28 protein-coding genes and 1 pseudogene are annotated in these 24786 nt (G+C 33.6%); 22 read left to right on the forward strand and 7 right to left on the reverse strand.

Features of this window, described 5'->3' with window-relative positions; all coding sequences use genetic code 11:
• The 5 genes from ABF682_RS08200 to ABF682_RS08220 form a co-directional block, all read left to right on the forward strand.
• Positions 1-579 (forward strand): C69 family dipeptidase (locus ABF682_RS08200; RefSeq protein WP_415619484.1); only part of this gene is annotated, 579 nt, incomplete at its 5' end.
• Between the two features lie 86 nt (positions 580-665).
• Complete coding sequence (locus tag ABF682_RS08205; RefSeq protein ID WP_289978620.1) at positions 666-1154, forward strand: hypothetical protein; 489 nt, start codon at positions 666-668, stop codon at positions 1152-1154.
• Positions 1155-1226: 72 nt separating this feature from the next.
• Entirely contained in the window at positions 1227-2051 is an 825-nt protein-coding gene (msrA, locus tag ABF682_RS08210) for a peptide-methionine (S)-S-oxide reductase MsrA (protein WP_289978622.1), read from the forward strand.
• A 26-nt stretch (positions 2052-2077) separates the two neighbouring features.
• Positions 2078-2479 (forward strand): GNAT family N-acetyltransferase, encoded by a 402-nt coding sequence (locus ABF682_RS08215; RefSeq protein ID WP_289978623.1) that lies wholly within the window; start codon positions 2078-2080, stop codon positions 2477-2479.
• 82 nt (positions 2480-2561) lie between these two features.
• The gene (locus ABF682_RS08220; RefSeq protein WP_289978657.1) at positions 2562-2966 is read left to right on the forward strand and encodes an HIT family protein; all 405 of its coding nucleotides are present in this window, start codon (positions 2562-2564) and stop codon (positions 2964-2966) included.
• 58 nt (positions 2967-3024) lie between these two features.
• Here the strand turns inward: ABF682_RS08220 and ABF682_RS08225 are convergent, their stop codons facing one another.
• Positions 3025-5394 carry a phosphoketolase gene (locus ABF682_RS08225; RefSeq protein WP_415619485.1) on the reverse strand — a complete coding sequence of 790 codons (2370 nt, stop codon included), beginning with the start codon at positions 5392-5394 and terminating at the stop codon, positions 3025-3027.
• A 232-nt stretch (positions 5395-5626) separates the two neighbouring features.
• Here ABF682_RS08225 and ABF682_RS08230 point away from each other — a divergent pair, with 232 nt between their 5' ends.
• The 7 genes from ABF682_RS08230 (at position 5627) to ABF682_RS08260 (ending at position 11624) form a co-directional block, all read left to right on the forward strand.
• A complete protein-coding gene (locus ABF682_RS08230; RefSeq protein ID WP_415619486.1) occupies positions 5627-6829 on the forward strand; it encodes an MFS transporter in 1203 nt (400 codons plus the stop codon).
• Positions 6830-7233: 404 nt separating this feature from the next.
• Complete coding sequence (locus ABF682_RS08235) at positions 7234-7746, forward strand: HAD-IIIA family hydrolase (protein ID WP_415619487.1); 513 nt, start codon at positions 7234-7236, stop codon at positions 7744-7746.
• A 511-nt stretch (positions 7747-8257) separates the two neighbouring features.
• Positions 8258-9124 carry an ABC transporter ATP-binding protein gene (locus tag ABF682_RS08240; RefSeq protein ID WP_415619534.1) on the forward strand — a complete coding sequence of 289 codons (867 nt, stop codon included), beginning with the start codon at positions 8258-8260 and terminating at the stop codon, positions 9122-9124.
• 1 nt (position 9125) lies between these two features.
• Positions 9126-9989, forward strand: a complete 864-nt coding sequence (locus ABF682_RS08245) for an ABC transporter permease (RefSeq protein ID WP_415619488.1) — start codon at positions 9126-9128, stop codon at positions 9987-9989.
• 6 nt (positions 9990-9995) lie between these two features.
• Positions 9996-10448: a LytTR family DNA-binding domain-containing protein gene (locus ABF682_RS08250; protein ID WP_415619489.1), complete on the forward strand. Its 453-nt coding sequence runs from the start codon at positions 9996-9998 to the stop codon at positions 10446-10448.
• Between the two features lie 18 nt (positions 10449-10466).
• Positions 10467-10874: a DUF3021 domain-containing protein gene (locus ABF682_RS08255; RefSeq protein ID WP_289976676.1), complete on the forward strand. Its 408-nt coding sequence runs from the start codon at positions 10467-10469 to the stop codon at positions 10872-10874.
• 102 nt (positions 10875-10976) lie between these two features.
• Entirely contained in the window at positions 10977-11624 is a 648-nt protein-coding gene (locus tag ABF682_RS08260; RefSeq protein WP_415619490.1) for a hypothetical protein, read from the forward strand.
• 105 nt (positions 11625-11729) lie between these two features.
• On the opposite strand, the gene ABF682_RS08265 is transcribed toward ABF682_RS08260, so the two are convergent.
• Together ABF682_RS08265 and ABF682_RS08270 are read right to left on the reverse strand one after the other, a co-directional pair.
• Positions 11730-12905, reverse strand: coding sequence for a hypothetical protein (locus tag ABF682_RS08265; RefSeq protein ID WP_289976679.1), 1176 nt, complete (start codon positions 12903-12905; stop codon positions 11730-11732).
• Positions 12906-13094: 189 nt separating this feature from the next.
• On the reverse strand, positions 13095-13310 hold the full coding sequence (locus ABF682_RS08270) for a hypothetical protein (RefSeq protein WP_415619491.1): 216 nt from the start codon (positions 13308-13310) through the stop codon (positions 13095-13097).
• A gap of 310 nt (positions 13311-13620) precedes the next feature.
• Here ABF682_RS08270 and ABF682_RS08275 point away from each other — a divergent pair, with 310 nt between their 5' ends.
• From ABF682_RS08275 to ABF682_RS08295, 5 genes are all read left to right on the forward strand, one after another.
• A complete protein-coding gene (locus ABF682_RS08275) occupies positions 13621-14802 on the forward strand; it encodes a NupC/NupG family nucleoside CNT transporter (protein ID WP_415619492.1) in 1182 nt (393 codons plus the stop codon).
• Between the two features lie 196 nt (positions 14803-14998).
• Entirely contained in the window at positions 14999-16324 is a 1326-nt protein-coding gene (locus ABF682_RS08280) for a PTS transporter subunit EIIC (protein ID WP_415619493.1), read from the forward strand.
• Positions 16314-17165, forward strand: coding sequence for an alpha/beta hydrolase (locus tag ABF682_RS08285; RefSeq protein ID WP_415619535.1), 852 nt, complete (start codon positions 16314-16316; stop codon positions 17163-17165). Before ABF682_RS08280 ends, ABF682_RS08285 begins: the two co-directional genes overlap by 11 nt.
• 26 nt (positions 17166-17191) lie before the next feature.
• Positions 17192-17662, forward strand: coding sequence for a phage tail protein (locus tag ABF682_RS08290; protein ID WP_289976685.1), 471 nt, complete (start codon positions 17192-17194; stop codon positions 17660-17662).
• 127 nt (positions 17663-17789) lie between these two features.
• Positions 17790-18593 (forward strand): alpha/beta fold hydrolase, encoded by an 804-nt coding sequence (locus tag ABF682_RS08295; protein ID WP_289976688.1) that lies wholly within the window; start codon positions 17790-17792, stop codon positions 18591-18593.
• A gap of 27 nt (positions 18594-18620) precedes the next feature.
• Here ABF682_RS08295 and ABF682_RS08300 read toward each other — a convergent pair whose 3' ends face one another.
• The gene (locus ABF682_RS08300) at positions 18621-19097 is read right to left on the reverse strand and encodes a MarR family winged helix-turn-helix transcriptional regulator (RefSeq protein ID WP_415619494.1); all 477 of its coding nucleotides are present in this window, start codon (positions 19095-19097) and stop codon (positions 18621-18623) included.
• 97 nt (positions 19098-19194) lie between these two features.
• On the opposite strand from ABF682_RS08300, the gene ABF682_RS08305 reads away from it, so the two are divergent.
• The 5 genes and pseudogenes from ABF682_RS08305 to ABF682_RS08325 all read left to right on the forward strand — a co-directional run bounded on the left by ABF682_RS08305 (position 19195) and on the right by ABF682_RS08325 (position 22165).
• Complete coding sequence (locus tag ABF682_RS08305) at positions 19195-19791, forward strand: NAD(P)H-dependent oxidoreductase (protein ID WP_415601340.1); 597 nt, start codon at positions 19195-19197, stop codon at positions 19789-19791.
• A gap of 148 nt (positions 19792-19939) precedes the next feature.
• Entirely contained in the window at positions 19940-20398 is a 459-nt protein-coding gene (locus ABF682_RS08310; protein WP_415601338.1) for a GNAT family N-acetyltransferase, read from the forward strand.
• A gap of 148 nt (positions 20399-20546) precedes the next feature.
• Positions 20547-20963, forward strand: a complete 417-nt coding sequence (locus ABF682_RS08315; RefSeq protein WP_415601336.1) for a group-specific protein — start codon at positions 20547-20549, stop codon at positions 20961-20963.
• 208 nt (positions 20964-21171) lie between these two features.
• Positions 21172-21324 (forward strand): annotated as a pseudogene (locus ABF682_RS08320) (transposase); the annotation flags it as partial.
• Positions 21325-21568: 244 nt separating this feature from the next.
• Positions 21569-22165 carry a VanZ family protein gene (locus tag ABF682_RS08325; protein WP_415601334.1) on the forward strand — a complete coding sequence of 199 codons (597 nt, stop codon included), beginning with the start codon at positions 21569-21571 and terminating at the stop codon, positions 22163-22165.
• 121 nt (positions 22166-22286) lie between these two features.
• On the opposite strand, the gene ABF682_RS08330 is transcribed toward ABF682_RS08325, so the two are convergent.
• Genes ABF682_RS08330 through ABF682_RS08340 form a run of 3 tightly spaced genes read right to left on the reverse strand, consistent with a single transcriptional unit; the run spans position 22287 to position 24613 of the window.
• Complete coding sequence (locus tag ABF682_RS08330; protein WP_415601332.1) at positions 22287-22925, reverse strand: TetR/AcrR family transcriptional regulator; 639 nt, start codon at positions 22923-22925, stop codon at positions 22287-22289.
• 1 nt (position 22926) lies between these two features.
• Entirely contained in the window at positions 22927-23700 is a 774-nt protein-coding gene (locus ABF682_RS08335) for an ABC transporter permease (RefSeq protein ID WP_415601330.1), read from the reverse strand.
• Positions 23690-24613: an ABC transporter ATP-binding protein gene (locus ABF682_RS08340; protein WP_415601328.1), complete on the reverse strand. Its 924-nt coding sequence runs from the start codon at positions 24611-24613 to the stop codon at positions 23690-23692. Before ABF682_RS08340 ends, ABF682_RS08335 begins: the two co-directional genes overlap by 11 nt.
• Between the last annotated feature and the right edge of the window lie 173 nt (positions 24614-24786).

Here is a 24786-nt window from a genome sequence, read left to right on the forward strand (position 1 = left end):
CATAGGACAAAAAAGTCTCTATTTAAATTGTCTATTTTATTGACAGGGGACCAATATGATGTTTATGGTTCAGGGACAGACGAGGAAAAGACGTTATTTAGACCCATTGGAATCAATCGAAATCATAATGTACATATTTTGCAAATTAGAAATGATGTTCCTGCTGAACTAGCTGGCGTACATTGGTTAGCTTTTGGAGCAAACACCTTTAATACAGTCGTACCATTTTATGCAAAGGTTAATGATACACCTGCAAGCTTTAAAGATGCAGATGGGACATTTAATCTGAATAATATGTACTGGTTAAGTTGTACAACAGCACTTTTAGGAGATACAGATTATGATTTTTACGTGGATATGCGCAATAGTTATGAATTAGAAGCTATGAGTAATTATCATAAGATTCAAAATGATATCGATAAGAATTTCAATGATAAAGGAAATAACAGCGATAAATATCTTGAAGAAGCTAATCAAAAGTTTGCAGATGAGGCTTTAAAATTACAAACTAAGTTACTGGGTGAAATGGTGATAGCAGGGTCTGAAAAAATGAAGTTACGATATAATTTGAATGATTAATTGCATATAGCAAAACTTTAAGCAGTAGCATAGTGAATGTTTAAAATTATAGTTTGCATAATACAACCTTTGAAAGAGATGATTCTTTGGGTGAACCGATTTTAATCATTATTCGTGGTAATTCTGGTTGTGGTAAAACATCTTTAGCAAAGAAAATTCAAAATTATTATGGAATCAAACGAAGTCTTCTGATTCAACAAGATATTATTCGAAGAGATATTTTGCATTCAGATGATCACGTTGGGAATATTTCAATCGAATTAATGATGAAAATGATTGAATTTGGAAAACAAAATTATGAGGTCACAATTCTTGAAGGAATTCTAAGAAAAGATGTCTATTCAGAGATGCTTAAAGAAGCAGTTAATGAATTTGAAAGAAGAGCGTTAGTCTTCTATTTAGACATATCCTTTGAACAAACCATCAAAAATAATAATAAAAAGGAAGTTCCTTTTTCAACTGAGCAACTAAAAAGTTGGTGGCGGGAAAAAGACTGTCTTAATGCTTCTGATATCATAATAAATGATAATAATGAGCAGATGATTTTAAAGCTGGCAGCTGAACTAATAACATAAAACTAACATGTTGGGTCGAGTTATAAAAGTATGCTATGATACTTTCAAATTCAGGCGAAGGTTGGTAGAAAAATGAAGCGAGCCAATATAACTTTAGATGAAATCTATAACTTGGTGCTAAATACAGCTACAAGAGAGTGGGAACGAGAGCAACTACTTAAGTGCAAATCAGAGATTGAGAACGGAACAAATAATGAACAGGCATTTTCAGAACTTGAATATCGTTTGCGACCACTTGCAGCAAGGAATAATTTGACACCCGATGTAGCAGATTTCTATGCAAAGCTTTCTGGAAAAAATCAAGAGATTGAACCTTTTGACTTGGCAAAACATTTTGAAAATGATGGGCCAGATGTTGAACGTGCAATTTTTGCAGGCGGCTGCTTTTGGTGTATGGTTGAACCATTTGAAACAAGACCAGGGATTATTGCAGTGATTTCAGGATATACTGGCGGTCAGGTTGAGAACCCAACTTATGAGATGGTCAGTCGGGGAACTTCTGGACATGTCGAGGCAGTTGAGATTATCTATGAAAAAAAACTTATTAGTTATGAAACATTACTAGAGTTGTATTGGCAATTGATTGATCCGACTGATGATGGTGGACAAATTAATGATCGTGGCGCTAATTACCAACCGATAATCTTTGTTAAAAATAAAGAACAAAGAGAAATTGCGACTGATTCAAAAAGAAAACTTGAACAATCAAGAAAATATACCAAGCCAATAATAGTACCGATTCGCAAGGCTGAAAAGTTTTGGCCTGCAGAGAATTATCATCAAGATTTTTATAAGAAAAACCGAGTACGCTATCGTCGTATCGAAAATTCCCGTAAACAATATTTGACATTCTTAAAGTTTAAAGGATGGCTCAAACGAAAATTCAATAAAAAATAATTTCTGAGGGAAAGGAAGTCTTAAACATGATTACTTATTCAAATAGCAAAGGGATAACTGCGCAACAATTGGCAGCATTGTTCACGAATTCAGGGATTCATCGACCGGTTGGAGACTTACCTAGACTGGAAAAAATGCTTAAAAATGCTTCGATTATCTGGACGGCGTGGAATGACAAGCATGAGTTAGTAGGGATTGCAAGAGCCATCACAGATTTTAGCTATGCTTGCTATCTCTCTGATTTAGCAGTTGACAAAAAATATCAAAGACAAGGAATCGGGAAGCAGTTGGTTGAGGAATTAAGAAATCAAATTGGACCTGATGTTTCCTTAGTTCTATTAGCTGCTGAATCGGCAATGAATTATTATCCTAAAATCAAATTTGAGCACATTAATAATGCATTCTTAAAGCACAGAAGAGCATTTTAATAGAATTTTGAAGGATGTGATATTTTTGACAAAGCAATGGTTTGAAGATCGAATAGGATCAGCTCTTGCAGGAACTAACCCGATGGTAATGGCCGAATTAGAGGGCGGAATAGCTGTGTTTGGAGATACACAATTTCTTGAAGGATACTCAGTGTTGTTGCCTAAGAAGGAGGTTAACGCTCTTAATGATTTAGATTTAGACGAGCGAACATTCTTTTTGAGGGACATGAGCATTCTAGGTGATGCTGTAATGCACGCAACAAATGCAGCAAGAATCAATTACGATATTTTAGGAAACACTGACAATTTTTTACATGCACATGTCTTTCCAAGATACAGTACAGAAAAATCTGAAAGATTGAAAAAGCCAGTATGGTTATATAGTGCAGATCATTGGAGTGACAAAGCTTATTCTTATGATTCTAAAAAGCATGCGCAAGTTAGAGATAAGATAACAGCGTATTTAAAAAGTTTTGAAGTTGTATAACACTACAAAAAAACACCGACAAAAAATTGTCAGTGTTTTTTTGAATTAAGATAAATTATTAGTTAATTGGTTTCCATGTCCAATTTTCAACTTCAGGTAAATCAATACCCTCATCACGAATGAATTGATGATGTTTAGCAATAATACTATCCATTTTAGCAACAAATTGTCCATATTTTTCAGAATCTGGTAGGCTCAATACAGCTGATTTAGCAAGATCAAAGCGATCCATTTGGTTAAGAACACGCATATCAAATGGTGTGGTGATATCACCATTTTCACGGTAACCGTGCACGAAGAGATTATGATTATGACGATCAAAGAATAAGTCACGAATCAATCCTTCATAACCGTGGAAAGCGAAGATTATCGGACTATCTTTGGTAAAGTATGCGTCAAATTCTGAATCGCTTAAGCCACGAGGATCTAATCTTTGGCTGCGGAGTTTTAACAAGTCAACCACATTAATAAAGCGAATCTTTAATTCAGGAATAGCTTCATGCAAAATTGAAATCGCTGCAAGACTTTCCAAATTTGGTTCGGTTCCCGCTGCAGCAATTACTAAATCAGGTTTAGTATTTTCATCAGTTGAAGCCCAGTCGATAATTTTCAATCCATTATCAACCAATTCTTTTGCTTCAGCTGCGGAATAGAATTGTTGGCGTGGGTGTTTTGAAGAAACAATCAGGTTAATCTTTTCGCGGTCATTCAATACGTGAGCCATTACAGCCAATAAACTATTAGCATCGGCTGGTAGATATTCACGAATAAATTCCGGCTTTTTATCAGCTAAATGCCCTAAAATACCTGGGTCCTGATGCGTATAACCATTATGATCTTGCTGGAAGACTGTTGAAGATGCAATCACGTTTAGTGAAGGAATCTCACTGCGCCAAGTTTGTTCTTTGGCTTTGCGCAACCATTTGAAATGTTGTGCAAGCATGGAATCAACAACCCGCAAGAATGCTTCGTAACTAACAAACAAACCATGTCGACCTGTTAGTGCATAACCTTCTAACCAGCCTTCATCTTGATGTTCTGATAATTGTGAATCAATTACACGACCATTTGGAGCTAAGAACTGGTCAAAAGGTTCATTGATATTTTCAAGCCATTGACGATTTGTAGCTTCAAAAATTGGTGAAAGGCGGTTCGACAATGTCTCATCAGGTCCAAAAATTCTAAAGTTTTGATTTTGCGCATTTAACTTAATGATATCTCGTAGATATTTACCTAATACTGTCATATCCTGTGCGACTTTTTGTCCTTGTTTCTCAGTATCAATTGCATAGTCACGGAAGTCAGGCAGGATTAAATCTTTGATTAAGCTGCCGGGATTTGTATGAGGATTTGCTCCCATACGATGTTTTCCGGTGGGAGCAATCGCAGCAATTTCTTTCTTTAATTGCCCATTTTTTTCAAACAATTCTTCTGGATGGTAACTTTTGAGCCATGCAATTAATTTATCTGCATGCTGCATATCATTTTGATCTACAGGAATTGGAATCTGATGTGCACGGAATGATTTTTCAATTGGTTCACCATCCCATTCCTTAGGGCCAGTCCATCCCTTTGGTGCGCGGAAAATAATCATTGGCCAGCTTGGAAGTGTAGCGTCATTGTTTTCACGTGCATTTTTTTGAATTGTATGGATACTTTCGATTGCTTTGTCCAAAGCTGCCGCCATTGCAGGATGCAGTTTTGTAGGATCATCTCCTTCGACAAGGATTGGTTCCCATCCCATCCCATGGAAGTATTCTTGCAATTGTTCATTAGATTGACGCGAAAGAATTGTTGGATTTGAAATCTTAAAGCCATTCAAGTCAAGAATAGGTAAGACTGCACCATCGTTGATGGGATTGATAAACTTGTTAGATTGCCAAGATGTTGCAAGTGGCCCTGTCTCAGCCTCACCATCACCAACAACTGCAGCAACGATCAAGTCGGGATTATCAAAAATAGCACCAACTGAGTGAGATAGCGAATACCCTAATTCTCCGCCTTCATGAATTGAACCTGGAGTCTCTGGTGCCGCATGTGAAGCAACCCCACCAGGAAATGAAAATTGTTTGAAGAGTTTCTTCATTCCAGCAGCATCCTGTGTGATTTGTGGGTAAGTTTCTGTATAGCTGCCATCCAAATAGGCATTTGAAACCATGACTTGACCGCCATGTCCAGGACCCTCAACGTAAAACATGTTTAAATCATATTTATTGATGACACGATTTAAGTGGGCATAGATGAAGTTTTGCCCAGCAATCGTACCCCAGTGTCCAATGGGTTTTACCTTTACATCGTCAGCGGTTAACGGACGATCGAGTAAAGGATTGCCTTTTAAGTACAATTGACCAACAGAGACATAATTAGCAGCACGCCAAAAGGCATCAACCAATTTCAAATATTCAGGTGATGAGTAATCTTGAGTCATTATATAGCTACCTCCTTGAGATTGTAGTTAATCATCTTGTTCATATGTTTATAATAACTTAAATCAATTTAAAGTTCAACTTAATTATATATTGGAACGTACCAATACATGATATTAATGAGAAATTAAATTTTTTCTACGAATTATATTGACAAGACACCTATAAACAAGACATAATTACTTTTATGTTAGGGGTGTCTTTACATATATTTATAATAGGGGAGAGTTAAGGATGTTAAAAAAAGGAAATGAGACTAATAAATTATTATTGACTACTGGAATGGCATGGTTATTTGATGCAATGGATGTTGGAATGCTTTCTTTCATCATAGCAGCATTAAAATCAGAATGGAATTTGAACGAAGCGCAAATGGGTTGGATTGGAAGTGTTAGTTCCATCGGAATGGCGATGGGCGCAATTCTTTTTGGTATATTAGCTGATCGTTTTGGAAGAAAAGATATCTTAATAATAACACTGTTATTGTTTTCGATAGCTACGGGGATTTCTGCATTTACAACCACTTATATTCTTTTTTTGATTCTTCGCTTTTTTGTTGGTGCGGGACTGGGTGGGGAACTTCCCGTTGCTTCGACCTTAGTTTCTGAAAATGTCCCAGCTAAGTCTAGAGGGAGAATTGTTGTTTTATTAGAAAGCTTTTGGGCTGGTGGTTGGATTATTGCGGCAATTATTTCATACTTTATTATTCCTTCTTGGGGTTGGAGAACCGCACTCTTAATTTCTGCATTACCGGCGTTTTATGCGCTGTATTTGAGGTATGGGTTAAAGGAAAGTACGATTGCTTGGAATGAAAAATCGATAAAGAGGCCGTCGTTAAAAGAAAATTTACTTAATTTGTGGAATTCTCGTTATTATAAGACAACAATTATGCTCTGGATTGTATGGTTTATGGTTGTTTTTTCTTATTATGGAATATTTTTGTGGTTACCAAGTGTAGTTATATTGAAAGGATATGGGTTAATGCATAGTTTTGGATATACATTAATTATGACATTAGCTCAGCTACCAGGATATTTTGTTGCAGCTTGGTTGATTGAAAAGTGGGGGCGTAAATGGGTTTTAACAACTTTTCTGATCGGTACAGCAATTAGCGCATTAGGATTTGGGAGTGCCTCAAACTTATTTTCACTATTATCTTTTGGAATATTGTTGTCCTTTTTTAATCTTGGAGCTTGGGGAGCATTATATGCGTACTCACCAGAACAATATCCTACAAAAATACGTGCTTCTGGTACAGGAATTGCAGCAGGTGTCGGAAGATTAGGTGGAATTTTAGGACCGTTAATGGTTGGTGAAATGTTAACTAGACAATATTCATTTACGATTATTTTTACTATCTTTTGTGTAGCAATAATGGTTGCTGTTTTAGCAATTATAATATTGGGTAAGGAGACAAAGGGGACTAAATTAGAGTGAAGTTAATTGATTTTATAGTTAGTGATAAAATCAGGAATAAAAAGTCATCTATTATGTATGTCACTAATAGTAGATGTAGTAGAATTTTTAATGTATATGAATTGTAAAGTAAAAAAGAAGGCAGTACAAAGCCGGGGGAATTTGAGTGCTAATTTGATATTTGATATGAGTAATTCGAAGTTGGCGGAGAATTTTGACTTATGGAACGCATTTATACGGAATAAATAGAGAGCTGGGTCAAATTTTAACTTTTGACCCAGCTCCATTTTCTGTCAATTTATGCAAAAACTAAGATAATCAGATGAATATATCATTACGAGATTATGTTAAAGTAAAAGTACTTATAGTAAAGTTTTCTGAATAAAGTTTCTTTTTTTAAAAAAATTTTAAAAAGAAGGTTAAAAATGACAATCACAACTGTATTTATTGATAGAGACGGAACTGTTGGTGGAGATGGACATTTTAAGATGATTGAAGATTTTAAACCTTATACTGGTTTTGATGAAGCAATTAGAAAATTAAAAAAATCAAAAATTGCTGTCTATTGTTTAACAAATCAAACACATATTAATTCCGGTGATATAGATTATGAGAAATTTAAAAAATCAATGGTGGAGCTTGGATTTGATGACGTTTTTGTTTGTCCTCATATTGAATTTGAAAACTGTGAATGTCGTAAACCTAAGAATGGTTTGATTACGCAAGCTCATAAAAAATATAATTTTTCCAATGAATCAGCGATAATTATTGGAGATAGTTATAAATCTGATATGCAATTAGCTACGAAAGAAAATATCTTAGGTATTCACGTAGCAACGGGAAGAAAGGAAGTTCGAAATGATTATCACTTAGATAATATAATTGAAACAAAGGATGTAGCTTCAGCTTGCACTTGGATAGTAAGAAACAATTGTTAGTTATTTGGTAACACAAAATAATTGAAATATTTTTGACCGTTATCTCCTATTAGCAGATTATGACTCTGAATGAAGTCGAAATCTTAAAACATTTTGCATCTTTCAATGTTTTTAGAAATAATTTTGGAATAGATATTGTTGCAAGCAAAGATTTTGACTAGTGGTTCTATGATTATTTTAATAACTCTAAAACAATCCGTGATTTCTCAAAATTACTGCGTAAAGCTAATCTTAAAATTAAAAAGTTGCTATTTTCTATTATTGTTCAAGTCTCATAAATAACAGTTTTCATTTTATTTTTTTACTTTCTGGACGCTTAAGAATAATGATAATAATCTATCGAACATACGTTTTGTATAAAGCTAGAATTTTATTTTGTTAGTATATTAATTATTTCATGCTTAAGTATGTACCTCTTATGTTCATGAATTTGCTTCTTATCTGCAATCCCGGTAATTCTCTTTAGACATTTGCTACACTTCAGGTAAGCAAAAATAGGAGTGTGAAGATGATGAAAATGATTACAAATAATTTAACTAAAAAGTATGGTCAAAAAGCGGCAGTTAATAACCTTAGTATAGAAGTTCCTGCACGTTCACTAGTCGCATTTTTGGGACATAATGGTGCTGGAAAGTCGACAACAATCTCAATGTTGATTGGAATCTTGCAACCAACTTCAGGAAGAATTGAATATTTTGATGATAACGGTCAAAGAAGGAAACCTAAGATAGGCGTTGTTTTTCAAAACAGCATTCTTGATGAAGAATTAACCGTTAATGAAAATCTGACTTTACGTGCGAAAATGCAGGATAAAGAATCAGTTAAAAATATCGATAAGTTTTCTAAGCTGCTGGGCTTGACGAGTTTTATTAATGAGCGTTACGGAAACTTGTCGGGAGGTCAGAGAAGAAGAGTCGATATTGCACGAGCATTATTGAATAATCCAGATTTCTTATTTTTAGATGAACCGACAACTGGATTAGATATTCAAACAAGATCTGCAATCTGGCAATTATTGAGTGACTTACGAGAAAAACAAGAACTAACAATTTTTTTGACGACTCATTATTTAGAAGAGGCTGAGGACGCTAGTCTTGTTTATATAGTTAATCATGGCAAAGTAATTGCAAAAGGTTCCGCGCAGGCAATTATTGCTGAAAATACTGCAAATTATTTGGAAATCGAAACAAATGAAGACATTACTTTATCCATTGATTTCCAAGAATTAGGGCCAAATCTGTATCGTATGATTGATATTTCTGTGCAAGATGCAATTGATTTCTTGCATGCCCATCAAAAATCAATTAATCATTTTGAGTACCATAAGGGGACACTTAATGATGCATTCATGAATTTAACTGGAAAGGAGTTGCAGTAAGATGCTATCACTTATTCAAAGAAACTTAAAATTATTTTTCCGCAATCGTGCTGGAGTTTTTTTCTCACTTTTGGGAGCATTAATTTCATTCGTGCTGTTTGTTATATTCTTGAAGGCAAACATGCTTGATTCATGGAAACAACTGCAACATCCTGCAAGAATGCTCGATCTTTGGGTAATCGGAGGCACATTAGCTGTGACAGGGATTACAACAACACTAAGTGCGTTATCCAGAATGTCATCTGATGCAGAACGTCATGTGTATGAAGACTTAATTCTGACGGGTTTGAGTCGCCTGAAAATTCAGATTAGTTATATTTTATCTGCAACAATTATTGGAACTGTACTTCAAGGGTTACTCTACCTTGTAATGATTTTTTATTTCAACAAAATTGATGGGACTCAAATTCAATGGTCAATCAGTCTGCAACTATTTATTGTTTCACTTCTATCTTCATTTTCAGCCGCATTGCTTAATTTTGTACTAGTCTTTTTCATGCGTAGTGTTGATACAGTTGGTAAATTTTCATCAATTGTTGGCGCAATGTCAGGATTTTTGGTGGGGACATATATTCCTGTAGGTGTATTGCCAGAATTCGCACAAAATCTTGTGAAATTAACACCTGGTGCTTATGTTGCATCTATCTATCGCCAGCTGTTAATGCATGATATACTTAAAAATGTTAATATGAATATCTTAGATAACTTAAAGAAAGAGTTGGGTGTTGGAATTACTTTGAATGGTCATCTGACATCACTTAGTCAGAATATAGCAATCGTTATTGGTGTTATCATTGGGCTGTTAGCAGTGATTGTTATTATTAACACTTACTATCAAAGAAAACGAAGATTTAGTATGGAGTGACTTTATATGAGGGTTCGATTTGAACAAGATAATACACTGCGAGACGAAATTGATGTTGTTGTAAAAGCAAGCAGACAAAATAATGAAACAAGAACATTGATGGAGTATATTAAACGAGCCAATCAAGAATCAAGCAAAATAGTACCAGTTAAAACAGCTGACCGCATCATAATTGTTAAGATTGAAGATATTATTTTGGTTGATGTACAAAAAGATACATTAACAATTGAAACAATTACAGATCAGTATGTTTTACAAGAAAGGCTGTATAAGTTCATGCAAAAGCTTCATGGAGGAACATTTGTTCAAGTGTCAAAACATGCAGTGATTAACATTGATTATTTGATTGCGCTTGAAGACAGTTTTGCGGGGGCTATGACTGCACGATTAGAGAAGAATTTGCGTACAAATGTCAGTCGTAAATTTTTGGTGGAGCTTGAGAGACATCTGGGATTATGAGGATAAGAGGTGGTGTGTATGCTAAAAAGATTTAAGGATTTATTGAATTCTTTTTTAATTGGAGTGGGTTTTGGTGCAACGGTCTATCTTTTATTTATCGCTTTTGGCGTGGAACCCAAGGCTACAACCTTTAATGTTTTGAGTGTCTTAGTGATAAGCGGTCTGATTGGAATACTATCTTTGATTTTTGATGTGGTTGAATGGCCATATCTGGTAACATTATTTGTTCACTTTCTAGGTACCTTTAGCTTGGTAATGCTGATGATTTGGATAAATGAATGGCCAATTTGGCAATCATTTATCAGCTTTTTCTTAAATTTTGTCGGAATCTATTTAATTATTTGGTTTATAGTGAAATTAAAGTTATCCGTGAGTGTGAATAGTGTTAATCAAAGATTGCGGGAACGTAATGGGAGGCACAAATAGCGTTGACTAACTGAAAATTAATATTAAATTAATATTAATTAGACACATTTATAGAAAATAGTTAGAATAAGAAGTAATCTAAAATTCAAATGAGTGTAGAAAATGATTAAGAAAAGTGTACAACTATATATTAACTTTAGCTTCATCCTAATGATCATTGTTATTTGCAGAGAAATCAGTTTGCCCGCAATTTTAGGAGTATTTACTACCAATCGACATGTTGCTTTATTGAGTGATTTTGGTGCTCCAGGGATGCCTACTAGAAATCTTTTTAAGCACTGGGAATTTATTGATGGGATATTATTTGTCTTGGGTATTCCTTTTTATTATCAATATTTAAAGCCTATTAGTAATAAATACGCTAAATTATTTGCGGTTCTTGTAATTATTTATGGCATCGGTGATTGCTTTTTCTCTGCGTTGTTTGACTATTCTGGAAGTTATTTTGCAAATTGGCATAGTGGATTGCATGCCTTTGGTTCACTAGTTGGTTGCAGTGCATTATTTATTGCTAATTGTTTACTAATTTTACTATTGCTATTTGATAACCAATTGCACTTTGTAAAATTGTTTGTTGGGACTCAGTTAATTAGTATGGTGGCATGTATTCTCTGCCTGTTCTTAGAGTCTTACCCTCTAGTGGCAAGTTCTTTACAAATAATCGGGTTAGACGGGCTGTACATACCATTGTTGGTTTTAGGGTTATCGGCTGGAATCAAAAATCTAAGACTATGCGTTCTTATAGACTAATTTTTCAAACTAAACTGAATTGCAAATTCATCGAAAGATATCGATATTTGTAATTTAGTTTTTTTATTAAAATCTAATAGAAAAGAGATGAAATGAAAAGCTAAATCAAAGGTTAAATTCTGAGTTGGTTTTTGAATAATTTTCTTCAGACGTTACATATGCAAATGTAGCAGTTAAAACAATATTATAGGAGGCTTCAACTAAATGTTGATCAATGGCTGAACTAATGATTGCTAGCAACAAAAAGGCCAGCAGGCCATATGAATTCAACTTGTATAGCTTGTTCAATAAGTAAAAAGTAAGTAGTAAGACAAAAAAAGATAGCAAAGCTCCCGAAATTACTAAGAGACGAATGTATGAGGAATCGACGTAAAAATAATTTGCGGGTGGTTGTGGCTGAATAGTTCCATTACTAATTTCAATTAGATGTTTACCAAATAATGAGACACCATGTTGCTTTAGTGCAATGAAACCAAAAAACAAGCGGTTTGACAATAGGTGATTTAATGTCTGGGACCAAGCCCAATATGGATTGTATGTGTAAGCTAATAGAATATTAATAGAGATATAAAGACTCACAAAAATTGCGATCCCACGAAATTTAATTGTATCAATCAGATATTTGAACCATTCATTTTTAAGGCCAATTAACCAAAGTAACAGCAGCAACACAAAGTCCAGTCGGGCATTCGTAAGTACAAAAACGATCCCAATTAAGCCTAAGCTAAGTAGGTGTTCAACTAACTTAAGCTGTAGTTTGCGCCATGCGTAGTAAGCAGTCAGCAAATAGAAAATACGGGCAGCAAAATCAGTAGGTGTTAAAAAGCCTAATGATAAGCGTAAAACGTATTTATTATCAAGTCGTGTAATGATTTGTTCAGGAATAATTTTAAAAATGCAAGCTGTGATGATTATAAATACGCAGAAAACTTCAATTCCAAGATAAGTTTTAAGAATTTTTTCAAAATCAACGTCATATGCACCAATTATAAAAAAGGAATAATAAAAAATGTTGGAATCATGTGAGATTCTTGTTGTTAGATAGAAAACAATTAAGATACCTAGAGTAATTAATTTATTTTTAAATTCCAAATCATCCAGTATAAAGAATTTAAAGCCAACAACTAACGCTATGATTTTTGTTAATAAAAAAATCTGATTCATAGTTACTATTTTGGGTACAAAGTAACTAAGCTGAATCGTCATTAGAAATAAAAAAAGTGCTAGACAAACTATATATATATTACTGCGTTGTTGTTTTAAATGATAAAAAGTCGACACAGTTTCTCCCCCGATTCGAAAACAATATAAGTCTCTTACTATTGTACTCTAAATTATTAAGACTTTCATTTTTTCAATATTAAATTAATTGCAGTGTAATTATTGGGGAAAATTATATGTATGAAAAAGGCCACCGCAAATTACCTTGCGCTAGTCTGAATATTTGAAGGCTGTTATTGTGTTGAAAATTTATTTACCGTGAATTTTATGATTTTTTCTCAATGATATTCCATATCCAAAAAGAATTATTCCGATTAAAATAAATAAGAAAGAGAATGAACCATCGATGCTCATTGAAGTGGAAGTGACTGAAAAGTTTAATGCTGGTTCCTTAAAAAAAGACAAAGCCAGTGCTGACAATAAAGAAACTCCGCCTAATATATTAAAAAAATAACTTTTGTTCATAAACATGTCCCCCTAATATTAAGATAATCCATCCTTATTAAAATTATAAAGCATGAACTACATTGGAGCAATAAAGATTAACTAAATCTTTATTGCTGACAAAGTCAAATGAAACACGTTTATTCGAAATAAATAAAAAAGATAGACCAAAATTTAATTTTCTGACTCAACCGCATAATGAGATTAGTCATTTCTTTGTGCATCTTTATGTTAAAATGTTCATTGGTGTGTTTTGGAAATCAACCATTACACTCACTAAAATAAACAGAAATTGCAATTAAAATTTCTGTCAATATTGTTGGAGGTTGAAATGAATTTTCTGTTTTTAATTACTGGTTTGCTTTTTGTATTTTTAGTTAGTTGGGTCGCAAGTAGTGACCGAAAGAATGTAAAGTACAAAAAAATAGCGGTTTTGTTTTCATTGCAAATTATAATTTCTTTTCTATCACTACACACTGCAGGTGGTATTAAAATTTTATCTGAAGTTTCAGCATTTTTTAATTGGTTAATGACGCAAGCTGCTGGAGGAGTTGATTTTGTCTTTGGAGGAGTAGTGGTTAAGTCTGGCAGTAGTGTTTTCTTCTTAAATGTTTTAATGCCAATCGTCTTTATTTCTGCTTTGATTGGAATTCTTAATTATATCAAGGTGCTGCCTTTTATAATTAAGTGGTCGGGCTGGGCGCTTAACAAGATTACACATGTTGGCGAATTGGAGAGTTATTTTGCTGTTTCAACAGCGATTTTAGGACAACCCGAAGTCTACTTGACTGTTAAAGAACAAATTCCCAAACTTAACTCAAAGAGGCTTTATACAATTTGTGCTTCTGCAATGAGTGCAGTATCTGCATCGTTAATTGCTTCTTATATGAAGATGGTTCCTGGAAAATTTGTTGTGGTTGCAGTTTTCTTGAATATTTTATCAGCATTAATTGTTTCCTGTATCATAAATCCATACGATGCTGATGAAGATGAGACAATCAAAATTGCTTCAGTTAATGACCAGCCGTTCTTTGAAGTTTTGAGTACTTATATTACTGATGGCTTTAAGCTGGCAGTCACGGTTGGAGCAATGCTGATAGGATTTGTAGCTTTGATTACTTTTTTAAATAATTCATTCTTAGCCATAATTCATATTTCGTTTACCACTATCTTGGGATATATCTTCTCGCCAATTGCATGGCTAATGGGCGTTCCGAATAGGGATGTTATCAAAGTTGGTAGTCTAATGGCGACTAAGTTATTAACTAATGAATTTGTTGCGATGGGTGATTTGCAAGGGATGACCGCACACTTATCAACTAAGGCAGATGCCATTATTTCTTCATATCTGGTTTCTTTTGCTAACTTTGGGACTATTGGGATTGCAACCGGTTCGATTAAAGCTATCAGTCAAAAGCAGGGCAGCTACGTTGCAAAGTTCTCATTGAAACTTTTGTTAGGAGCGACTCTTGCTTCAATTCTGACAGGAACAATTGTCGGTTTGTATTATTAAAAACACAGATATTTTGAGCTTTATATTGAAGGAGGGTGGGTTAAAATTAAATTTTAATCTGACCTCCTTCCTACATTTGTTACGCTTAATCAAATCTTAATTTTGATTATCCCTTAAAAGGAGTTCGTTATGAAGAGCACTAGGGTTATAATTAAGCAGTGTTAATCTTTAAACAACTTAGTAAAGAGGGAATACGATGAATAGACGTCGCACTAACTTTTTGTTCAAAATCGATAACATTGTGGCACGAAGGCATTATCTTCTAATCATACGTGAGGCCGTTACAGTTTTGTTTCCATTTGTTTTAGTAGGGATATATGTTGAATTGCTAAGCGATGCTATTTTTCATAAACATGGATTTTTGAATAATATCTACCATATCAGTCAATGGCTTCCAGGTTTTAGAATATTTTCCAGGTACTTTACAATATTGGATTTGAGTATAAATGGTGTAATTTCCATTGCATTAACATTTTTAGTAGCTAAAATAACTGTGCGAAAATCTTCTGATAATCAATTGGCTGCCGGTCTGACTGCAGCTTTTTCCTTTATGATGGTGAATTTTAATCGAAGTATTTTGGGACATACACAACACTACTATGGGGCCAGTCGTTTTCTGGAAGGAAACCTAGGCTATAGTGGAGCCTTTATTGCCATAATTGTCGGTTTAACAACTGGATGGATCTTCAATCAATTTGCGGCAATGAATAAACATAGACGTGGACTTATTGAACAAAGGGCCACACTGACAATCCAAACACAAAAGTCGATTATGCCAATTCTGATAACTTTTGTTTTTTTTGGTCTGCTTAGCTGTATTGTAAGTTTACTGGTCAAAATTGGGGCTAATGGCTTGTTATCCAGTCCCTTACAGTTTTCATTTACGGGATACAGTTGGATTCTAGGCTCTGCTATTTTATCGATAATTATAAATAATTGTCTTTGGCTATTGGGATTAATTGGCTATTTTGATTTTAATAATGCTAGTTCTAGCAGTATGGTGCAGAATTTAGAGTATGCAATTCAGCATGGATCTTCTTGGGGTGCACCAAATCAGATGTCGATTCACACTTTAGTTGACAGCTTTGCTAATATTGGTGGCCCTGGAATGGCACTGTCACTTTTGATCGTAGTAGTCTGGCGTTCACGTAATAAAGACTTACTAACAATCGGGAAGACTGGTCTTTTTCCAAGTATTTTCAATATTAATCAATCACTTTTTATGGGAACTGCACTATTGTATAATCCATTGTTAATTATTCCTTTTCTATGTACACCGGCAGTTAGTGTGCTGATTACTTGGATTGCACTAAAACTTAATTTTATGCCGCCCTCAGTATATCCCGTTAGTGAAACAACTCCTGGATTTTTGGCTGGATGGCTTGGTACAGGGGGAACATGGCAAGCATTTTTGATTAGCATACTGAATCTCATGGTTGCAATTGTACTTTATCTACCGTTTGTTTTATTACATGACCACTTTGAAGGTGTACGCAAGGAAGGAGCAGATGATGAAAACTAAGTGGTTTTTTGGAGGACTTGCTATACTGGTGTTGCTAGCAATATGTATTCCGGCGTATAACTGGAATCACAGTAATATTGCACGCTTAAGAAATTCTGGTAAAACTCAGATGGCACCGATTATAATGGTTCCGGGGTCGAGTGCAACTAAAAATCGTTTTGATAGCTTAATAACTGAGTTGGGCCATGAAGCTCCGCAAGATCATAGCGTATTGAAGCTGGTTGTTAAAAAGGATGGTAGAATCACTACTACTGGTACAATCCGTCGTAATGATAACCAACCTTTTATTGTTGTCAGCTTTGAGAATAATAAAGACGGTAAAGTCAACATTGATAAACAAGCAGTTTGGTTAAGTGCTGCTTTTAAACAATTGGTACAGACCTATCATTTTAATCATTTTTCAGCTCTTGGACATTCTAATGGTGGGTTGATACTAACTTTATTCCTTGAAAAATATCTCAAGAAAACACCATCTGTCAGAGTTGATAAGTTAATGACAATTGCTAGCCCTTATAATATGGAAGAGAAGAGTACTACATATAAGACGGCGATGTTTAAAGAATTGTATGCTTATCGTGCTGGATTACCAGCGTCTTTAGTCATGTATTCGATTGCTGGAACTGAAAATTATAATAGTGATGGAACCGTTCCATATAACAGTGTTAACTTTGCTAAGTATATTTTTCAAGACGAAATCAAGAATTTTACTGAAATCACTGTTACTGGCGCAAACACTGCACATTCGGATTTACCGCAAAATAGACAGATTGTATCGTTGATTGGACAATATATTTTAAGAGAAAGTTTTCCAAGAAAACAGGATAAAACACAGGGAGAATAGGCAAGTTTATTATAGAAGGGAGAAATATGATGTATAAAGTAGATTTTAAAAATATTCAAATAAAGGGTTTGGAAAATTCACCTGTTGCTGCTTCGTTGGCTGGGCTTCGTGCTAATGAAGCTCGTTACTTTTGGAATAAGTACAAATTCGAATATATTGCATATCCAGCAAATGAAAAGACAAAAGAAATTGAATGGTTAAATAAAATTTTAAAAGAAGAAAGAAACTTAGAATTTAATTCACCTATTTTAGAAGTCGCAGTTTATGAAAATGATAATATATATTGGCCGGATTTCATTTATCAAAACGGAATGATTATCAATGTGCTTTATGAGAAACAAGGGACTAAACCTAAGAGAGCAGTTGGATTAAAGTTGTGTGAAGATATGGAAGTCCCAGTTGAATTACAAGGTAAATTCAACTTTGCGCACCAACGTTCAAAGCTGGCAGGTTCAATTAGGGGGAGTTATTTCAAATTGAAGAAAGAATGGCTATAAAAACTGTTAATTTCTAAACAACTCTTTCTTAGTAAGATTGGTATAACTTGCAAGTGATGATTTTGCTTTAAGCATCCATGGATTAATTTATAAATATTTTAACAACAAGCTAAAATGGAGGTGCTTTATGCAGCAACTAATCAATGATATTTTAATTCATTATGAGATAGTAGGTACAGGTGAGCCAGTTGTTTTTCTTCATGGTCTGTGCTTAGATCTTAATTCTATGAATCGGCAGTACGAACCTGCATTCAGTGGAAAAAAATATCAACGTATCTATATTGACCTTCCTGGGATGGGAGAAAGTCAATCTTTTTTCGAACCACAACCATCTAGTGATCATCTAATAGATTTAATTATAAGATTTCTTGATTCAATTAGAATTGATAAATTCTATCTTTGTGGGCACTCTTACGGTGGGTATTTAAGTTTGGGAATAGCTCATAGTTATCCCAGACGTGTAAAAGGATTGTTTCTAACATGTCCAGTTGTGACTGCAAATTCAAATAAAAGGATTGTTGAAACTCATATTAATATCCAAAAGACAAACTTTAAAATTCAAAGTAATAGATACACAGAAGATTTTTTGAAAATGAATGTAGTTATCAATGAAATCTCATGGTATAAGTATACAGATGAGGTTATTCCTGGGCTTAGAAACTGTAATTTTAACTTTATTGAAAGGCTGCAAGCTGATAATTTTAGTCACTATCAATTTAAAAATGAATTGGAACTTAGAAACTGGAACTCAGAGATTCCTGTTTTCTTGTTGTTAGGTAAACATGATCAAATTGTTGGTTTCAAAGAACAAGCAGAAATGGCTATGAATTTTAAGAACTGCAACTTGTTGGTTTTAGAAAATGCAGGACATAACTTACCAATTGATCAGCCAAAGTTGTTCAATAGTTGTGTTACCTATTTTTTCAATTAGATATATATATTTTTAGCGAACTACAGGCTAGTTTTCTCGGAGCTCGTTGATTTTTCTAAGAATTTCAGTTAATTTCTGCAAATCTGAATTACTAAAGTTGGTTCCCAGTTCGTTTAATTTTGTGTTTTCTTTTTCATGATATTTTTCATGAAGTTTCGCAATGATTTGACCATTTGCGGTTAATTTCAAATAAACGTCTTTTTTATTATCACTACGATGATACTTTCTTATTAATTCTTTCTTTACTAAACGATTAACTATTTTCGAGACAGTTCCTTGAGGAAAATAAACAGTGTCTACTAATTCCTTAATTCTGATTTCGTGATAATTTGCAATACGACTAATAATGTCTAAATCGGTCACGGAAATCTTAGGGATAATGTCGCTTACAGATTCTTCATCATATTCTAATAAATGTTCATGAACTTTTTTTGTGTTATCAAAAGCAAGATAACGATGAAGTTCCTGATCAAGTTGGTGTAATAATGGGTTTAATTTTTGCATATATATATTCCTCCGAATATAAATTGACAGTTTGTTTGATAGCTGTTATTATTCATTATATTCCACGGAATATAAAAATGTAAAGAAGGGATTTAATATGCATGTAGCTCTGGTACTCGATCATCCATATACTTTAGAATCAAGTCAAAATATTTTCCACAAGAGATCGTACTCTGCGGGACTTGCTGAAAATGCCATTGCTTCTTTGAAAGCCCAGCATCATACAGTTGATGTAATTGATCTCCAAGCAGATAAGTATAATCCGGTTATTACTAAAGAAGGATTAATTAGTTGGCGAACTAAGAAGTATGTCGATATAGAAAGTCAAAATTATTTATTGCGTCTAAAAAAAGCAGATGAAATAATTTTTATTTTTCCTGTTTGGTGGGAAGTCATGCCTGCAATGTTAAAGGGCTTTATCGACAAAGTATTTTGCAAAGGACAGGTAGAAAAGATAGCTGGTCAGCGACAAATTCTTAATTTAAAAACTAAAATTCGCGTTCTGGCAGTAATCGGTACACCAAATATTATTTACAAGTTACATTATCGCAATCCTCTAGGTAATATGTTGAAGAGAGGAGTATTTGGCAAACTAGGATTAAAAGATTTTAAAATTATTTATTTTAATGCGGAGGATCAGACAGAGAAAAAGCGATTACGTGCACTCAAAAGTGTTGGAAAATATATCTTGTAAGCTGTTAGCATCTGAAAATAATAATTCAAATTAGGTATTCGCCAATGGCACTTGATAGTATAATTGAAAATATGAATTACGTTCAGAATGCACGCAGGTATAATTTATTATCAAGTCAGTTATGATTATTGATAAGAGGAGTGATTTTATGGAGCTAAAGAAAATGGATTTAGAGGGTTACAAAAAGTATATTGTTGGAACTATCAAAGAATATGCTTCTGAAAAGGTCACAGCAGGGACATGGTGTGCTGAAGAAGCAATCAAATTAGCTGAAGAAGAATATAGGCAATTACTTCCTAATGGATTAAAGACAAAAGAGAATTACTTTTATACTTTCAACATTGACCAAAAAATGATTGGCTATTTGTGGTTAGCTAGAAGTAAAGCAAATCCTGAAGATTCTTTTATCTATGATTTTGCAATTGAACCTGAATTTCAAAATAAAGGTTTTGGTACGCAAGCAATGGGAGAAATCTTTATAGAAGTAAAAAAATTAGGCTTTAAGAAAATTGGTTTACATGTTTTTGGTAATAATGAGCGTGCAATTCACGTTTATAATAAACTTGGTTTTATTCCAACTGATATTACTATGAATCGTGATATATAATAGTAACGCTGATTAATTATACAAAAAAGCTAAAATATATTATTTTATGTTTTAACTTTTTTGTGATGCATCTTAGTAAAGACAATAACCAACGTTGAAAAAAGATAAAAAATAACCATAAAATTAAAGTCTAATGGAGACAAAGTCGATGCATAATACTGATGTAAAAAAATTTTATATTGCTGGTTCTTTTAGGTATGTGTCACTGATAAATAATCTATCCGCCAGTCTAGAAGATCTAAACTTTACAAGAACTTATGACTGGGCTAAAAATAAGGAAGTAGATACTTTTAGGAAATTGCAAAGCATTGCTAATAAAGAATATAAAGGTATATCAGATTGTGATTTTTTGATTTTTGTATTTCCAGGAGGAAAAGGAGCAAATATTGAATTTGGTATTGCTACAGCTCTAAAGAAAAGAATTTATGTGTTAGATTTAATAGATAAAATTCATGATCTTAAGAAAACTTGTACTTTTTATTATCTGGATAATGTTTGTAGATTTGATGGAAAAATAGGGGAGTTCCCAGAATTTATTGCAAATCAGGAATTAAGACATAAGTGATTCCGTGACAAAAATTGACTTAGGAGCAATCTGATTCCAAACAAATCTAGTTGCTGCAAGTTCTCAACTATTTGTTTTTGTCGTTCTAAATTAGGATATATCCGTAGTTTAAGCCCTTGATACATTCAGGTTCACCTCTTTTGATGTTAAGTTTTTCCCCAAAACAGACACCTAGTTTCATTGCTAAGTTTTTTAAAGGAAACTTCGGAACAATTTTCAGAAACAAAAGAACAGCTTTGGAGGACATCTATGGTCGCATAGCTGCTTTATGAGTACTTTAGAAAATGTTTCAAAAAAAGTAGTTATTAAATATATTGAGAACCAAGTAACAGAATACAACTCTGGGCGGTCAAGACACTAATTCATCTTACGCTTAAAATCATAAGTTTTCTTAGTTACCGACCCTATAAAAAAATTAGAGTGAATTACTTGCGAAATTACAGGAGCTTAAAAATATATTTAGTGAGAATCGTTTTTATAAAGAAAGGTAATAATCTTTAGAATTTTTTATAACAAAAAGTAAATATATTTCATCTTTTAAGAACATTTTGTTCATTGATAGTCAGTATACTAGAGACAATCAATATTTGAGGAGGGTGAAATTTATGCTAATTGACTATCAATTTTACTTACCTGTTATAACAATTACTCCATTTAAATTAGGCTTTTTTCTCCTGCCGTGTGTCCTTGTTTATTGGACACATACCTCATTTCCTAAGATAAGTAAACGTAATATTTTGAAGGGTGCATTCTCTTTTTATCTAATCTGTGTTGCTCAGTTAACGATCAGCATTAACATTTATACTCCGCGAACCTATCTTGGAATGATTCGTTTGACCCATGGATTCGGATATTTTGATAGTATTGAATGGCATCCGCTTGAGATGTATAAAACGATATATACGGCTGCTTCACAATATACAATTGTTGGAAATTTGGTGATGCTTATCCCATTGACGTTATTTATCTCACTTCTTTGGGAAGATAAAGCAACCTTCAAAAAAATGTTTACCATTTCATTTTTGACTTCATTGACTATAGAGAGTTCACAGTTGTTGCTATCCTACATTTATTTGGAACATCGCCTTTTTGATCTCAATGATTTATTACAAAATACACTGGGTGGATTAATCGGATTTGTTTTGTTTGTTGCGATGCGAAAAATAGTTCCAAGTCTTGTCAGTCAAAGAACAACAAGTTAATAAGTATAAAAAAGCGACTAAGTCAAAAAGTTAAAAATTGATTTAGTCGCTTTATACATTTTGTACAAATTTATTCCATGATCTGCAAAATTGTATCACATTTTTTTGAGGGGGAATCATTTTATTTCCAACCAGTTAAAATTGCTCGGACTCCCATGAGAAATTGTTCGTCACTGGTAAATTGCTCGTTTTGAAGGGATGTTAGAAGACTATTCAGCAGTTTAGAAGTGGCTTGTAAATCTTTCATTAAAGCCGGATTAACCTGACCACCATGTTCTGGTTCGATAGCTTCTGCCCAAACGAAACCTAGTGTGTATGCGGACAATGAATTAATCAAAAAAACAGTGGTGGGTTTAATTTCTAAACCATTCATTTTCAACTTAACTAGGATATCTTCTACTAATATAAATTCCGTTTTAGTTACTAATGGATGAGTTGAGATTAAAGGTAGAGCATTTGGATGTTTTAATAGGGTTTCACGTAAATGAATCATTATGGCACTAATTTGTTCTTGCCAATCGATGTATACAGAATCCTTTTTTTCAAATAAAGCAGTTTGCCAAATCCATTCTACTAATCCATCAAAAAGGGTATTCTGGTTAGGAAAATAGCGATAAACAGCCATTGGTGAAACATCCATATCATGACCTAACTTCCTCATTGAGAACTTTTGGAGACCGCTTTGATCTATAATTCTGAGTGTGGTTTCAAGTATATAATCCTTACTCAGAGTTTCTTTTGTTGGTTTAGCAGAGTGCATACTAATTATTTCCTTCTTTCAATGACCGAAAATGAAAACCAAATAATGATAATAAACAAAAGATGAGTGTCATAATCCATAAGATACTCAAGTCTTGAATAATTGTGATGAGTTTATCATGATCCAAACTGATTTTTTTAATAGCCAAAAGCCCCCAGTATGCAGGATCAATTCTAGCCAAAATCCTAGCCCAATGTGGAAATGTATTAACGGGTGAAAAGCTGCCACCCAACCCAGCCATTAAAATTCCTAGTAAATTAGAGAGAGAAAGTGCGATGGCAGAGGACTTTGACCAGCTGACAAGCATGATTCCAAAAAAAGTTAATGTTGCAGCAAATGAGATAATAATTATGACAAATGCAATCCAATCTCCACTAATATGAAATCTAAAGAGTAAACTGCTAATGAGAATTACTGCACCAAGTTGAAAAACTTGAATTAAATAAGCTACAATGGCTTTTCCGGTTATGATTTCAGCTAAAGAAGTTGCTGAAATTTGTTGTCGTTCCCATGTATTCCAGATAGTTTCATCAAAAAACATCTGAATTGTTAACTGGATAGAAAAAAATGAAAAGAGAATTGCTAATCCTGGAACAACTTGTTCGGCACCATTTGCATGCAGGTATCCTGCAGCGACTAATTGTGCTTTTGCTGCTGGAAGCATAAAAGGAGCCATTATTAAGGGAACAAGGATCATAATAAATTGTACCGTAGGATCTGCAAATTGCAAACGACTATTTAGTTTTATCACTGCAGAAATTTGTTTAATTTTCATTTGAGTTTTCCTCTCCTAATAATGTTTGGTAAGCGGACTCTAAATCAGCTTTTATAATTTTGATATTTGTCAATTGTTTTTGATTAACACTGGGATCGTTGAGTATCCTTTTTAAGGTCGTTACACATTGTGTATTATTCTTTAAGTGTGCTAACTTCAAATGATCATTTTCTTTTTTCCAGCCCTTTAAGGAAGGCAAAGGTTTTTCAAAGTATAGTTCTAATGATGGTCGTGCATAATCTTGGAGAATTTTTTCTAAATTTTCAGTAACTTGGATTTGACCATGATTAAGAAAAATGATTTTTGCATCAAGAGCTTCCATCTCTTGGAGATAGTGTGTGGTATAAATAATTGTGATACCTTGCTTACTTAACATTTTAATTGCATGGATAATTTGATTACGTGAATTAACATCTGCACCAACTGTTGGTTCGTCAAGGAAAATAATTTTTGCTTGATTCATCAGAGCAATAGCTGAATGGAGGCGTCTTTTTTGACCACCGCTCAAGTCTGCGGCTTTTTGTTTCTCTAAATCTTTTAAATTAAAGATTGATAGCACATATAGATACTTTTCTTCAATTTGGATAGGTAATAAACCATTGAGAGCTCCAAAGTTTTTTAAGTTCTGCTTAACCGTTAACTGCGGGTAAATACCTAATTCTTGTGGTGCAATTCCTAAATACTCTCTTAGCCGATGCTTACTTTTGAATAGTGGCTTTTCTAATATTTCGACCTCGCCAGCATCAGGTGAAAGCAACCCAGTCATGATTTTAATTAATGTTGATTTTCCCGCACCATTTGGTCCTAGTAAGCCAATAATTTCTCCACACTCAACCTTCAAACTTATTTGATTTAAAATAAGATGCTTGTTAAAACTTTTAGAAACATGATTTAATTTAATTGCAGTTGTCATTATCTTCTCCTTAGTTTACTTTGTAATCTACGCTTACATTGTAAACTAAAAAGAAAAAAATACAAGTATCAACTAAAAATTATTATGAGTGAAGAAAAACTGTATTCATAATTTTCATGTTAATACTCAAATTTTACCATTTACTAATAAGCTATATATATTTTAAGGATATT

The sequence above is a fragment of the Liquorilactobacillus sp. genome (assembly GCF_047719775.1).
Taxonomy (GTDB): domain Bacteria; phylum Bacillota; class Bacilli; order Lactobacillales; family Lactobacillaceae; genus Liquorilactobacillus.

What these genes read in the sequence shown, in the direction of transcription:
- msrA (WP_289978622.1), top strand. Translation starts at nt 1,227, where the DNA reads ATGAAGCGAGCCAATATAACTTTAGATGAAATCTATAACTTGGTGCTA.
- ABF682_RS08215 (WP_289978623.1), top strand. Translation starts at nt 2,078, where the DNA reads ATGATTACTTATTCAAATAGCAAAGGGATAACTGCGCAACAATTGGCA.
- ABF682_RS08220 (WP_289978657.1), top strand. Translation starts at nt 2,562, where the DNA reads ATGGTAATGGCCGAATTAGAGGGCGGAATAGCTGTGTTTGGAGATACA.
- ABF682_RS08225 (WP_415619485.1), bottom strand. Translation starts at nt 5,394, where the DNA reads ATGACTCAAGATTACTCATCACCTGAATATTTGAAATTGGTTGATGCC.
- ABF682_RS08230 (WP_415619486.1), top strand. Translation starts at nt 5,627, where the DNA reads ATGTTAAAAAAAGGAAATGAGACTAATAAATTATTATTGACTACTGGA.
- ABF682_RS08235 (WP_415619487.1), top strand. Translation starts at nt 7,234, where the DNA reads ATGACAATCACAACTGTATTTATTGATAGAGACGGAACTGTTGGTGGA.
- ABF682_RS08240 (WP_415619534.1), top strand. Translation starts at nt 8,258, where the DNA reads ATGAAAATGATTACAAATAATTTAACTAAAAAGTATGGTCAAAAAGCG.
- ABF682_RS08245 (WP_415619488.1), top strand. Translation starts at nt 9,126, where the DNA reads ATGCTATCACTTATTCAAAGAAACTTAAAATTATTTTTCCGCAATCGT.
- ABF682_RS08250 (WP_415619489.1), top strand. Translation starts at nt 9,996, where the DNA reads ATGAGGGTTCGATTTGAACAAGATAATACACTGCGAGACGAAATTGAT.
- ABF682_RS08255 (WP_289976676.1), top strand. Translation starts at nt 10,467, where the DNA reads ATGCTAAAAAGATTTAAGGATTTATTGAATTCTTTTTTAATTGGAGTG.
- ABF682_RS08260 (WP_415619490.1), top strand. Translation starts at nt 10,977, where the DNA reads ATGATTAAGAAAAGTGTACAACTATATATTAACTTTAGCTTCATCCTA.
- ABF682_RS08270 (WP_415619491.1), bottom strand. Translation starts at nt 13,310, where the DNA reads ATGAACAAAAGTTATTTTTTTAATATATTAGGCGGAGTTTCTTTATTG.
- ABF682_RS08275 (WP_415619492.1), top strand. Translation starts at nt 13,621, where the DNA reads ATGAATTTTCTGTTTTTAATTACTGGTTTGCTTTTTGTATTTTTAGTT.
- ABF682_RS08280 (WP_415619493.1), top strand. Translation starts at nt 14,999, where the DNA reads ATGAATAGACGTCGCACTAACTTTTTGTTCAAAATCGATAACATTGTG.
- ABF682_RS08285 (WP_415619535.1), top strand. Translation starts at nt 16,314, where the DNA reads ATGAAAACTAAGTGGTTTTTTGGAGGACTTGCTATACTGGTGTTGCTA.
- ABF682_RS08290 (WP_289976685.1), top strand. Translation starts at nt 17,192, where the DNA reads ATGATGTATAAAGTAGATTTTAAAAATATTCAAATAAAGGGTTTGGAA.
- ABF682_RS08295 (WP_289976688.1), top strand. Translation starts at nt 17,790, where the DNA reads ATGCAGCAACTAATCAATGATATTTTAATTCATTATGAGATAGTAGGT.
- ABF682_RS08300 (WP_415619494.1), bottom strand. Translation starts at nt 19,097, where the DNA reads ATGCAAAAATTAAACCCATTATTACACCAACTTGATCAGGAACTTCAT.
- ABF682_RS08305 (WP_415601340.1), top strand. Translation starts at nt 19,195, where the DNA reads ATGCATGTAGCTCTGGTACTCGATCATCCATATACTTTAGAATCAAGT.
- ABF682_RS08310 (WP_415601338.1), top strand. Translation starts at nt 19,940, where the DNA reads ATGGAGCTAAAGAAAATGGATTTAGAGGGTTACAAAAAGTATATTGTT.
- ABF682_RS08315 (WP_415601336.1), top strand. Translation starts at nt 20,547, where the DNA reads ATGCATAATACTGATGTAAAAAAATTTTATATTGCTGGTTCTTTTAGG.
- ABF682_RS08325 (WP_415601334.1), top strand. Translation starts at nt 21,569, where the DNA reads ATGCTAATTGACTATCAATTTTACTTACCTGTTATAACAATTACTCCA.
- ABF682_RS08330 (WP_415601332.1), bottom strand. Translation starts at nt 22,925, where the DNA reads ATGCACTCTGCTAAACCAACAAAAGAAACTCTGAGTAAGGATTATATA.
- ABF682_RS08335 (WP_415601330.1), bottom strand. Translation starts at nt 23,700, where the DNA reads ATGAAAATTAAACAAATTTCTGCAGTGATAAAACTAAATAGTCGTTTG.
- ABF682_RS08340 (WP_415601328.1), bottom strand. Translation starts at nt 24,613, where the DNA reads ATGACAACTGCAATTAAATTAAATCATGTTTCTAAAAGTTTTAACAAG.